We start from the raw sequence: 11,465 nt of genomic DNA, 5'->3' as shown, positions 1-11,465 counted from the left end.
AGCCTAGCACGCGGGCCCGCCGGGCGGAGGCCGCCACCCACCCCCTCCCCCCAAATCCCACCAAAGCGGTCAGCTTCGACGATCGGCGACAATTCGGTATTACCGCCTATGAATTTCGTTCGGAAATACGGCGAGCATTCCCGGGCGGCGAGAACATGAATAGGTGGGCCGGCGCCCAGGGCGCCGACCCACTTACTCAGGAGCGGATGTTACTCAGCGCCGCCCTTCCCGGCCCTCCCGGCCCTGGCCGTGGTGCCCGAAGCGGTCCTCGTTCTCGTTCGACTGGATGACGAACTGGTCGCAGTCGTTGTCGAGGTCGACGTCGCCCTTAATGTCGGACAGGATCGGAGCGAAGATCTGGAAGCAGGCCTGGGCGTTCTCGTTCAGGAACCGGTCGTGGTCGTGGTGCTGGTGGTGGTGGCGGCCGTGGTGGCCGTGGTGGCCCTTGTGGCCGCCCTTGTGGCCGCCCTTGTGGCCGTCGCCGCCGTCGATGGCCATCGCGGGCGAGGCACCGAAGAGGACACCCGCCACGGCCATGGTGAGCGCGCCGGCGGCAGTGATTCGACGGAACATGATGTTTCCTCCCATTGGTTGCGGTGGCTACACGCCGATACCGACACCGTCCATTACGAACTGAGCGGTTGATCGACATTGCAGACGCGCCAGTCCATACCCGCGTTCCGAGGTAAGTGCGTGGCCCGGTGCTTTCTTTCCGAGGCCATTGCCCGCCCCGGAATGTACCGACGAGTAAGCATGTGGGCGCTTCTGAGCGGGTGACGCCTGCTTGATCATGCGACGTTCCGTCATGCTGCTCGTTGGCGGTCACCTGGTGCGGTGGGAGATCGCCCAGCAAAACAGGGGCTGTTAGGCAAAGCGCGCGGTGCGCCGATAGCGGGCGCACCGCGCGCTCCGCGCGGTGGGACCCGCGGGAGGTCACGGATCCCACCGCCATCTGAGCTCGACCGGCTCGAACGGCGTCCGCCGCGGGCCATGGCCGCGGCGGGTCGCTCAGGGGGCGTCGAGGCGGCGGACGAACTCGGCGATGACGTCCAGCGCCGCGGCCGCTTCGGGCCGGTCGGGGAAGACGCTGGGCCAGGCGTGCGGGACGTCCCGTTCGAAGCGGACGGCGGTAGGCACCCCGGCCCGCGCGAGGTTCGACGCCATGGCGACGGTGTCGTCCAGCAGGACCTCGCCGGTGCTCGCGAACAGCAGCGTCGGCGGGAAGGACGCCGCGTCGGCGAGGAGCGGCGACGCCAGCGGATCGCCGGCGTCGTGCCCTTGCAGGTACTGGCCGGCCGCCTGCCGGGCGGCGTCGTGGGAGAACAGCCGGTCGGTCGTGGCCCGCGACGTGTAGGTGCCGGCGACGCAGCGCAGGTCCAGCCACGCCGACATGAGCACGAGCGCCCGCGGGACGGGGACCTTCGCCCCGGCGCACGCCACCGCCAGCGCCGCGGCCAGTCCCCCGCCCGCCGAGTCCCCGATCGCGACCGGCGGCCGGCCGGATTCGGCGAGGACCCGCTCGTAGACGCCCGCGGCGTCGTGCAGCGCCGCCGGGAACGGGTGCTCGGGCGCGAGCCGGTAGTCGACCACCACGACCCGGGAGCCGGTGGCGGCGGCCAGCCGCGCGGCGAAGGGGGTGAACTGGGCGGCCGAGCCCAGCCGGTACCCGCCGCCGTGGAAGTAGGTCAGGACGCCCCGCGGCCGCGGCGGCTCGCAGACGACGCACGGCACGTCCCCGTACCGGACGCCGGTGACCTCGACACCCGGGGGCGGAGCGGGGCGCGGCGCGGCGCCGGCGCCGGCGCGGCGGGCGGCGAGATCGTCCGGCGTCGGCATCGTGGAGCGGCGCTCCCCCGGCAGCGCCCAGGCGCCGGGGGTGCCCGTCGTGGATTCGGTGCTCACAGCGCCAGGTACGGGTCTTTGATGGTGACGCCGCCGTCGACAACGATCGTCTGACCGGTCATGAACGCCGAGAGCTCGCTGGTCAGGAACAGGGCCGCCGACGCGATGTTGAACGGGAGGCCGTTCTTCTTCAGCGGTGCGAGCGTGGCGGACCGCTCCCGCGCCGACTCGTCCTGGTACGCCGCCATGAGACGCGGCGTGAGGATGGATCCGGGGGCGATCGCGTTCACCCTGATGCCGTGGCCGCCCAGCTCGTCCCCGAGTGTGCGCACCCACGAGATGAGCCCCGCCTTGGCGGCGCCGTACGCGCCGTGCCGGACCGACGCCGTCAGGCCGTGCACGGAGGCGATGAAGACCATCGTGCCCTGCGTGCCGGTGTCGACCATGTGCCGCCCGATGTGCCGGCTCAGGAGGTAGGCGTGGCGCAGGTTGATGTCGAACTGGGCGTCCCAGGTCTCCTCTTCCGTGTCGAGCGCCCCGACCCACTCGGCCATGCCGATGATGTCGACGAAGCCGCCCAGCGGCCCGCCGAGCGCCGCCGACCCCTCCTCGACCAGCCGGGCCACCTCGGACGCCTTGGTGACATCGCCGGTCCACGGCACGCCGCCCACCTCCTCGGCGATCTCACGGGCGCGCGTCTCGTCGATGTCGACGCACACCACGCGCGCCCCGCACTGGGCGAGCGCGTGACTGGTCTGGCGGCCCATTCCCTGGCCCGCGCCGACGACGACGAGGTTGCGGTCATCGAGCCTGAGGAGTTCCTGGTATCCCGGAACCGGACTCTGGTCGGTGGACGTCATGGCCGTGGCCCTTTCTTGACGATCTTGCGGTGGGTGGGGGTCGGGCGTTCGGGGTCGTTCGGGGACGCTCGCTCAGGCCATGGCGACACCGCCGTTGGGCCGCAGGACCTGGCCGGTGACGAAGCGCGACGCGTCGGCCGCGAGGTAGAGCATCGCCCAGGCGATGTCGGCGGGCTCGCCGTTCCTCTTCAGCGGGGTGTGCGAGGCGCGCTGGGCGTAGGTCTCCTCGCGCCTGGCCTCGTCGACGCTGCCGTCGGGGTTCGTCCAGTACGGCGCCGTCATGCCGGTCGGCACCCAGCCCGGCGCGACGGTGTTGGCCCGCACGCCGTGCGGGCCGACCTCGGCGGCCAGCGTGCGGGTCAGGGTGGCGACCGCCGACTTGCTCATCGCGTAGCACGAGAGGCGGGGCGGCGCCGAGTCCATCCCGGCCGACGCCACGTTGATGATCGAGCCCGAGCCGCGCGGGATCATGGCGCGGGCCGCGGCGGCGCAGCCCCAGTACGTGCCCTTGAGGTTGACTCCGAGGACGAGGTCGAGCTCCTCTTCGGAGGTGTCGACGACGGTGCCGTAGCGGATGACGCCGGCGACGTTGGCCCAGGCGTCGATCCGCCCGTGGGCGTCCAGCGCGGCCTGGGCCAGCCGGTCGACGGCCGCCCGGTCGGTGACGTCGGTCGGGACGGCCGTGGCCGCGCGCCCGAGGTCGCGCACGGCGGCCGCCGTCTCGTCCAGGCCCGCCTCGGTGACGTCGGCCAGCACGACGTCGGCCCCCGCCTGGGCGAAGGTGATCGCCGTCTGGCGGCCGATCCCGCTGGCCGCCCCGGTGACGACGGCCGTCCGCCCGGTGAGCTCGAAGGCCCTCTCAAGATCTTGGTGCATGGCTCTCCGCCGCATCAGTCGAAGGGAAGTGGTGAAAGAATTTTCGCAATGTGCGAAGGCCCGGTGCCAGTGCGGTACGTTGCACACCGCGCGGCCCAGAACCCGAGGGAGGACGTGATGGCGCGACCGGCACCCGCCGCCGCCCGGGCGTTGCAGATCATCGATCTGCTCGTGACGCACCGCGGCGAGCAGTTCACGATCTCCGACATCGCCCGGCGCACGGGCATCGGTCTCGGCTCCACCCACGCGGTGCTCGCCGTCCTCGAGGAGACCGGCTACCTCAGCCGGCATCCGGTCCGGCGGACCTACGGCCTCGGCCCGGCGCTGGTGAGCGCGGGGATGGCCGCGCTCGAACAGCACCCCGCGATCCGCGTCGCCGCCGAGCAGATCACCAAGCTCGCCGCCGAGCTCGACGCCGACGTGGTCGTCACGGCGGCGACGCCCGCGGAGATCGTGTTCGTGGTCGTGGGCGGAACGGGCTCGCGGTACGGCCCGGGCTTCCGGGAGGGCGAGCGGGTTCCGCTCGTCCCGCCGCTCGGCCTGGTGTTCATGGCCTGGGCGGATCCCGGCGAGGTGGAGGCGTGGCTGGGCCGCGCCCCGGTCGCGCTCGATCGCGACCGGGTGGAGCTGGGGCTGGCGACCGTCCGCGAGCGCGGGTACGCGCTGGGACGGATCTCGGCGATGAGGCGGGTGCTCGGCGACCGGCCGGCGTCGTTCGCCGACCCCCGCCCGGACGAGGGGGGCGACCACGACGCGCTGGTGGCCTCGATCTCGCTGCACGACGACTACGACCTGCCCGCGATCGAGCCCGGGCGGGAGTACGACCTCGGCATGGCCTCGGCCCCGGTGTTCGACTCCGACGGCCGCGTGTTCGTCGCCATCACCGCCAGCGGCTTCTCACCCGGGCTGACCGGGCGGGACGTCGTCGACATCGGCGAGCGGGTCAGGGCCTGCGCCACCGTCGTCACCAAGCAGACCCGCGGCCGGCCGCGCGGCTGACGGCGCGGCCTCGGCGGTCCCGGGTTCCGTCGCCTCATCGGCGGCCTCCTGCTCGGCGGCCTTCCGTTCGGCCGCCTCCTGCTCGGCGGCCTGCTGCCGGAGGAGAGAGATCAGGTCCACGGTCAGGCGCCCTTGAACAGGGCGTCGTAGTCCACCCGGTGCCCGCGCCTCTCCAGCTCGGGGATGACCTCGGTGCCGAGGAGCTCGATGCTGCGCATCACCTTCTCGTGCGGCAGCGTCCCGAACTGCGAGTAGCACAGCAGCTGGTCGACGCCCGCCTCCTCGTACCGGAGGATCTTCCGGAGGCACTCCTCGGGCGTGCCCACGATGATCATGTCCTGCTCGGTGTACCGGTTGATGTCGATGTCGCCCCGGATGGTCGGCTCCAGCAGCGGGAAGATCTTCTTCTTCTCGTCCTCCGGCAGGTGGGCCAGCTCCCACTGGAGGGTGAACTCGGCGAGGTTCTGGTACCACCACTTCACCGAGTTCCACAGGCCGTACCGCTCGGCCTCCTCGGGGTCGTCCGTGCAGTGCACGAGCGTGTACGCGCCGACCCGGTCGTTCTTGAACTTCGGCAGCGGCTGCTCGCAGTCGGCCTGGCCGCGGCGGTAGGTGTTGATCGCCTCCGCCATCTTCTCGACCGGCTGCATCAGCGCGAACGACAGGAGCCCGAGGCCGAGCTTCCCGGCGTTGTAGGCGGAGGTCTCGCTCGCCGCGGCCAGCCACGCGGGCGGGTGCGGGTTCTGGTACGGCCGCGGGGTGATGAAGCGCTCGGGGAAGTCGATCGTCTCCGACTTCCAGGTCAGCCGCTCCTCGGTCCACGCGGCGATGACGAACTCGAACGCCTCGCGCCACATGTCGCGGGACCGGTCGTCGGCGGGGACGCCGAAGGCCAGCTGCTCGTTGGGCGTCGAGCGGCCCGACCCCCACTCCACCCGGCCGCCGCTCAGGAGGTCGACGGTGGCGACCTTCTCGGCGACCCGCACCGGGTGCTGGAACCCCGAGGGGAGCAGCACCACGCCGAATCCGAGCCGGATGTTCTCGGTGATCTGCGAGAGCGCCCCGAGGATGGTCTCGTTGCACGGAGCCGCGGACCGCCCTTCACGGAAGTGGTGCTCGACCACCCAGGCGGTCTGGAACCCGAGCCGGTCGGCGAGTTTGATCTCCTCGAACGCCTCGGCGTAGGCCTGCTGCTCGGCCTTCTTCTGGCCCTCGGGGAACGGCTCCTTGTAGGGGCCGACCTTCGGCTGCAACTCGTACATCAGGTCGAGCTTCACGCTTTCTCCCTGCCTTTCCTCGCCTGTTCTCGGTGCTGTTCGCGTTGTTCGTGACGACGGAGCGGTCTCCCGGCTCAGACCGCGACGAGCCTCTGGAAGCGGCTGCCGTGGAAGACCAGCGGCTTGCGGTCGGGTTCGGTCCGCAGGGCGTGGACGGCCAGCAGCGCGATCGTGTGGTCCCCGGCCGGAACCTCGTCCGCGACCTCGCACTCCAGCCACGCGACGGCGTCGTGCACGAACACCGCGCCGCCGGCGCTGGCGCTCCACTCGACGCGGGCGAACCGGTCGCCGGTCTTCAGCGACAGCGCCCTGCACGCGTCGTTGTGGTGCTCGGCGAGCACGCTGACGCCGAGCCGGGGCGTCGAGCGCAGCCGCGGCCACGTGGTGGAGGAGTTCTGCAGGCACACCAGCACCCGTCCCGGATCGAGGGAGACGCAGGTGAAGGAGCTCGCGGCGATCCCCACGGGCTCCTCGCCGTCGAGCGCGCAGAGGGCGGTGACCCCGCTGGGAAAGCACCCGTAGGCCTGCCGCAGCTGGGCCGGGTCCCCGGTGACGGGTTCGAGCATGACCATGAGACCTCTCCTCTCCATCAGCGCGGATTTCGCAATAACGAAATATCCTTCGCCATAAGGTGAGTATGTGAGCGGCCGATGACTCTGTCAAGGGGGAAGCGAGCAGGCGAGGCTCACGCGAACGGCCCACCGGCGCCGTTCGCCCCGGTGGGCCGTCCCACCTCAGCCAGGAACCTCTTGACGGCCGGTTACGCGGGGCCTGAGCCCGCGGACACCTCACCCGGGCCCGGCGGCGGGACGTTCATCAGGCCCGTCACCGCGACGAGAAGGGCGCGGCCGAGCCTTTCCGCGAAGTCGACCCGGGAATGAGCCAGCGCGGGATCCTTGACCGCCTCGGCGACGGAGGGGGACGGATTGGCGAAAGGCCAGAACCCGGCGACCAGCACGATCGAGAGCTGGACCAGTTCCCGCGACGCGGGCTCGGTCAGTTCCGGGATGCGCTCCCTCACCAGTTCCGCCAGCCTGGCCTGCCGCTCATGGTGGACGAGCTTGAAACCGCGCACCGCTTCGGTGGAGATGTTGCGTTCGAGTTCGGTCCCGAGCGAACTCCACAGCTCGCAGAGCAGGGGGCGCCGGGCCGCCGACCGGGCCCACGCGTCCACCACGGACGCCGGGGACGCGGCGGGCGGGAGTTCGGCGGGGAGTTCGTCCAGCCACTCGTCCAGCGTCTGGTTGAGCAGCGCGAAGAAGACCGCTTCCCGCGTCTCGAAGTAGCGCACGACATTGGTCTTCGACAACCCGACCCTGCGGCTGAGTTCACGCAGGCTGATGTCGCTCAGCGGCGACTCGCCGAGGAGTTCCGCCGCCGCCTCGAGAATGGCGCGCCTGCGGACCTCGCGCTGCGCCGCGTTGCGGGCGCGCTGGAAATCCACCTGCTGACCGCTGGACATGATCGCTACCTCGGGGGGGTGACCGCGCCACGCGTCGGATGGCGCATTCCGGGCAACTTTACGCCGCGCGTCGGCCCCGCGGGCCGGGCACGGGGTCGCCCGGGTCACCCGTCGAAGGCGATCGATTCGCTCACCGGGCGCCACCGGGCGTCCGACGCGGCGAGCCCCTCCGCCGCGGCCCGCGCCGTGGCGACCGCGTCGGCGCCGAGCAGCAGGCGGACGGGCGGGTCCGGGACCTCGACGATGTCCAGCAGGACCTGGGCCACCCGCGCCGGATCGCCCGGCTGCGTCCCGTTCGCCTCGCGCATGCGCTCCACCGTCGGCTCGATGACCGGCTTGTAGGGGTCGCTGATGGGCGGCGTACTCATCGAGGACCCGGCCCACTCCGTGCGCATGCCGCCCGGTTCGGCGACCGTGACCTTGATCCCGAAGGGCGCCACCTCCTTGGCCAGCACTTCCGAGAACCCGGTGACCGCCCACTTGGCGGACTGGTAGGCGCCCAGTCCGGGGCCTCCCACACGTCCCCCGACGGAGGAGATCTGGACGATGTGACCGGCGCCCTGCCCGCGCATGACCGGGAGGGCGGCCCGGGTGAGGTTGACCACGCCGTAGAAGTTCGCGTCGATCTGGGCGCGGAAGACCTCGTCGGTCATGTCCTCGATCGAGGCCACGTCCGCGTAGCCGGCGTTGTTCACCAGGACGTCCAGGCGCCCGAACGCCTCGACCGTCTCCCGGACGGCCGCGCGCGCCGCGGCGGGATCGGTGACGTCCAGCGCGATGGCGCGGACCCGGTCCCCGTACGCGGCGGCGAGGTCGGCGATCTGGTCGGCGCGCCTGCTGGTGGCCACGAGCCGGTCGCCCGCCTCCAGCACGGCCTCCGCGAGCCGGCGCCCCAGCCCGCCGGACGTTCCTGTGATCAGCCAGTTCCTGCTCATGACGGCACCTCTGCTCGTTCTGGTCGGATGAGGGCTCCACCACATAAGAGGCCAGTGGAACCTTATGACTCCACGATAAAGATCCAGTGGCCTCTTAGCAACCGGCGAACTCCCCGCCCCCTGACGGATCGGGCCGCTGTAGTAACTTCATGAGTGTCGTATACGAGCTTGTGAGGCCAAGAGTGACCACAGCCACGCGGGGGCCGGAAGGCCGGCGGATGTCGCCGCAGCAGGTGTGCAAAGCCGTCCGGGACGACATCATCCGGGGCGTGCTCCGGCCCGGGGAGAGGCTCACCGAGGGCGCTCTCGCCGAGCGCTACGGCGTCTCCCGCGTCCCGGTGCGCGAGGCGCTGCGCACCCTGGACGCCGAGGGCTTCGTCACCACCCGCCCGTACGTGGGCACGTTCGTCGGCGAACTGACCGAGGAGGAGGCCGCCGACCTGCTCGCCGTGCGGGGGCTCCTGGAGCCGCTGTGCGCGGTCCGCGCGGCCGCCCGGCGCACCCCCGAGCAGCTCGGCCGGCTGAAGGAGCTGGTCCTGCTCGGGCAGGACGCCGTCCGGGAGGGGCGCCTCGACGAGGTCACCCGGCTCAACAGCCGCTTCCACGAGGTACTGGCCGAGGCGTCCGGGAGCGCCACGCTGAAGCAGCTCATCACCCAGCTCAGCCAGAAGATCGCCTGGGTGTACGCGGTCGAGCTGCCGCGCCGCGCCCATGACTCCTGGGACGAGCACGCCGAGATCTGCGCCGCCGTGGAGGCCGGGGACGCCGACCGCGCCCGGGCCGTCGTGGAGCGTCACATCGCCCGCGCCGAGAGCGCCTACCGCCTGCGCGGGCGACCGCCCGAGTAGTCGTATACGATCGTCGCCTCCCACCCCGGGCCAGGCCGGCACGCACCGGCACGCATCCGAAGGGAAGACGACGATGAGCGAACTGCTGCTGCGGGGTGGGCGCCTCTGGCGTCCGGGGGCGCCGCTGGAGACCGCCGACCTGCTGCTGCGCGACGGCGTGATCGCCGCGATCGGGCCCGCCGCCGCGCCCGAGGCGGAGACGATCGCCCTGGACGGGATGATCGTGCTCCCCGGCCTGGTCAACGCGCACTGCCATCTCGACAAGACGCTGTGGTGCGGCCCCTGGGTCCCGCACTCGTCCGACGGCGCCCTCGCGAGCAGGATCGCCAACGGCGAGGGCCGGCGGGCGGAGCTGGGCCTGCCGAGCGCCGAGTACGCGAGCGCGCTGCTGGAACGGATGATCACGCGGGGCACGACCCGTGTCCGCTCGCACGCCGACATCGATCCCGAGGTGGGGCTCGGCGGCGTCGAGGCCATCGCGGAGGCGGCGGCGCGGCACGCGGGGCGCGTCGACGTGGAGACGGTCGCGTTCCCGCAGGGCGGGCTGGTCTCCCGTCCGGGCACCGCCGGGCTGATGGAGGAGGCGCTGAAGGCGGGCGCCGGCGTCGTGGGCGGCCTGGACCCCGCGGGCGTCGACCGCGACCCGGTCCGGCATCTCGACGTGGTGTTCGGCCTGGCCGAGCGGTACGGCGCCAAGGTGGACGTGCACCTGCACGACCGCGGGTCGCTCGGCGCCTGGCAGTTCGAGCTGATCATCGAGCGGACGAAGGCGACCGGCCTGCGGGGCCGGGTCACGATCAGCCACGGCTACGCCCTGGGCGAGCTGGACCCCGACCGGCAGCGCAGGCTCGCCGACGCCCTCGCGGACGCCGGCGTGCACCTGGCCACCTGCGCCAATTTCAGCGAGCCGGTGCAGCCGCTGGCCCTGCTGCGCGCCGCGGGCGCCGGCGTCGCCCTCGGCAGCGACGGCGTCCGCGACCTGTGGACGCCGTACGGCGACGGCGACATGCTCCGCCAGACGATGCAGGTCGCGAGCCGCGGCGCCTTCTACCGCGACGAGGACATCGAGGCGGCGCTGGAGGCCGCGACCCGCGGCGGAGCGCGGCTGGTGGGCGCGGACGACCGCGGGATCGCGGTGGGCGCGCCCGCCGACCTGGTCGTCGTCCCGGGTCAGGCCGCGGCGGAGGCGGTGATGTCGGTGCCGCCGCGGGCCCTGGTGATCAAGGCGGGGACGGTCGTCGCGCGGGACGGCGCGCTCGTCTGAGCCGTCGTATACGAAATGCCGCTGTAACGGGATTGACCACGAGGGGCAACGTTGGACCATTAGACAAGGGCCATGTCAAGCATCGGCAGGCCCCAGGTACTGGCGGCAGACCCTGCTCCCACGAGACTCCCTCCGCCGTCTCGGGCCGACGTATACGAGATCGAGGCGGCGCTCCCATGAGCGCCGCCGGGGAGGGCGGCGCCGACGCGCCCGCGATCGGCTTCGACGGCGTCAGCATGGTCTACGCCAACGGCACCGAAGCGCTCACGGACGTGTCGCTGAGCGTGCGGCGCGGAGAGTTCGTCTCCCTGGTCGGCCCGTCCGGCTGTGGCAAGTCGACGCTGCTGCGCCTCGCCGCCGGGTTCGAGCAGGCGAGCGCCGGGTCGGTCCGCACCGACGGCGCGGCCCTCGGCTACGTCTTCCAGGACGCGACGCTGCTGCCCTGGCGCAGCGTGCGGCGCAACGTCGAGCTTCCGGGGCGGCTCGGCGGCCTGTCCGCGGAGCGGAGCCGGGAACGGGCCGCCGACGCGATCCGGCGCGTCGGCCTGGAGGGGTTCGAGGACCACCGGCCGGCGCAGCTCTCCGGCGGGATGCGGATGCGCGTCTCCATCGCCCGCGCGCTCACCCTCCAGCCGAAGCTGTTCCTGTTCGACGAGCCGTTCGGCGCCCTGGACGAGATGACGCGCGAGCGCCTCAACGAGGAGGTCGCCTCGCTGTTCGTCAGCGACCCGTTCGCCGGGCTGTTCGTCACCCACTCGGTGCCGGAGTCGGTGTTCATGTCCACTCGTGTCGTCGTGCTGTCGGGGCGTCCCGGCCGCGTCGTCGACGACATCGGGGTCCCGTTCGGCTACCCGCGCCCGCCGGAGCTGCGCTACAGCGCGGAGTTCGCCGCGGTCGCCGCGAAGGTCTCGGCCGCGCTGCGCCGCACGGGCGACCCCGCGGAAGAGGGGGTGGCGGTATGACGACCGGCACCACGGGCGCCGCGGAGGCGGTGCGGGCGGCGGCGCGGTCGGGTGTGGCGGTCGCCTGCTGCGGCGGCGTCAACGCGACCGCGACCGTGGCCGTCCTGGTCGTGCCGGTCCTGTACCTGCTGACCCGGCGG

13 protein-coding genes are annotated in these 11,465 nt (G+C 72.3%); 5 read left to right on the top strand and 8 right to left on the bottom strand.

Annotation, left to right across the window (positions count from 1 at the left end; all coding sequences use genetic code 11):
• Positions 1 to 213: 213 nt before the first annotated feature.
• From ACFPZN_RS37895 to ACFPZN_RS37880, 4 genes are all read right to left on the bottom strand, one after another.
• Positions 214 to 573 (bottom strand): hypothetical protein, encoded by a 360-nt coding sequence (locus ACFPZN_RS37895; RefSeq protein WP_378287333.1) that lies wholly within the window; start codon positions 571 to 573, stop codon positions 214 to 216.
• Positions 574 to 1,008: 435 nt separating this feature from the next.
• Entirely contained in the window at positions 1,009 to 1,902 is an 894-nt protein-coding gene (locus ACFPZN_RS37890) for an alpha/beta hydrolase fold domain-containing protein (protein ID WP_378287332.1), read from the bottom strand.
• On the bottom strand, positions 1,899 to 2,702 hold the full coding sequence (locus ACFPZN_RS37885; RefSeq protein WP_378287331.1) for an SDR family NAD(P)-dependent oxidoreductase: 804 nt from the start codon (positions 2,700 to 2,702) through the stop codon (positions 1,899 to 1,901). Before ACFPZN_RS37885 ends, ACFPZN_RS37890 begins: the two co-directional genes overlap by 4 nt.
• Before the next feature lie 72 nt (positions 2,703 to 2,774).
• Positions 2,775 to 3,578, bottom strand: a complete 804-nt coding sequence (locus ACFPZN_RS37880) for an SDR family NAD(P)-dependent oxidoreductase (protein WP_378287329.1) — start codon at positions 3,576 to 3,578, stop codon at positions 2,775 to 2,777.
• Positions 3,579 to 3,695: 117 nt separating this feature from the next.
• Between ACFPZN_RS37880 and ACFPZN_RS37875 the strand changes: the two genes are divergently transcribed.
• Complete coding sequence (locus tag ACFPZN_RS37875; protein WP_378287328.1) at positions 3,696 to 4,577, top strand: IclR family transcriptional regulator; 882 nt, start codon at positions 3,696 to 3,698, stop codon at positions 4,575 to 4,577.
• Positions 4,578 to 4,699: 122 nt separating this feature from the next.
• Here ACFPZN_RS37875 and ACFPZN_RS37870 read toward each other — a convergent pair whose 3' ends face one another.
• From ACFPZN_RS37870 to ACFPZN_RS37855, 4 genes are all read right to left on the bottom strand, one after another.
• On the bottom strand, positions 4,700 to 5,854 hold the full coding sequence (locus ACFPZN_RS37870) for an LLM class flavin-dependent oxidoreductase (RefSeq protein WP_378287326.1): 1,155 nt from the start codon (positions 5,852 to 5,854) through the stop codon (positions 4,700 to 4,702).
• Between the two features lie 74 nt (positions 5,855 to 5,928).
• Complete coding sequence (locus ACFPZN_RS37865) at positions 5,929 to 6,426, bottom strand: flavin reductase family protein (RefSeq protein ID WP_378287325.1); 498 nt, start codon at positions 6,424 to 6,426, stop codon at positions 5,929 to 5,931.
• 188 nt (positions 6,427 to 6,614) lie between these two features.
• Positions 6,615 to 7,316: a TetR/AcrR family transcriptional regulator gene (locus ACFPZN_RS37860; RefSeq protein ID WP_378287324.1), complete on the bottom strand. Its 702-nt coding sequence runs from the start codon at positions 7,314 to 7,316 to the stop codon at positions 6,615 to 6,617.
• A 104-nt stretch (positions 7,317 to 7,420) separates the two neighbouring features.
• Positions 7,421 to 8,251: an oxidoreductase gene (locus ACFPZN_RS37855; protein WP_378287323.1), complete on the bottom strand. Its 831-nt coding sequence runs from the start codon at positions 8,249 to 8,251 to the stop codon at positions 7,421 to 7,423.
• A 218-nt stretch (positions 8,252 to 8,469) separates the two neighbouring features.
• Between ACFPZN_RS37855 and ACFPZN_RS37850 the strand changes: the two genes are divergently transcribed.
• From ACFPZN_RS37850 to ACFPZN_RS37835, 4 genes are all read left to right on the top strand, one after another.
• Positions 8,470 to 9,099, top strand: a complete 630-nt coding sequence (locus tag ACFPZN_RS37850) for a GntR family transcriptional regulator (RefSeq protein WP_378287322.1) — start codon at positions 8,470 to 8,472, stop codon at positions 9,097 to 9,099.
• A 73-nt stretch (positions 9,100 to 9,172) separates the two neighbouring features.
• The gene (locus ACFPZN_RS37845; protein WP_378287321.1) at positions 9,173 to 10,363 is read left to right on the top strand and encodes an amidohydrolase; all 1,191 of its coding nucleotides are present in this window, start codon (positions 9,173 to 9,175) and stop codon (positions 10,361 to 10,363) included.
• A 176-nt stretch (positions 10,364 to 10,539) separates the two neighbouring features.
• Complete coding sequence (locus ACFPZN_RS37840) at positions 10,540 to 11,325, top strand: ABC transporter ATP-binding protein (RefSeq protein ID WP_378287320.1); 786 nt, start codon at positions 10,540 to 10,542, stop codon at positions 11,323 to 11,325.
• The coding region (locus ACFPZN_RS37835; protein ID WP_378287369.1) for an alpha-(1->3)-arabinofuranosyltransferase domain-containing protein at positions 11,322 to 11,465 on the top strand (144 nt) is incomplete at its 3' end. The genes ACFPZN_RS37840 and ACFPZN_RS37835, both read left to right, overlap by 4 nt.

Source organism: Actinomadura rugatobispora, assembly GCF_042656285.1.
Classification (GTDB): domain Bacteria; phylum Actinomycetota; class Actinomycetes; order Streptosporangiales; family Streptosporangiaceae; genus Spirillospora; species Spirillospora rugatobispora.
The sequence above is the reverse complement of the archived record's forward strand: the minus strand, read 5'-3'. Positions and strand labels throughout refer to the sequence as shown.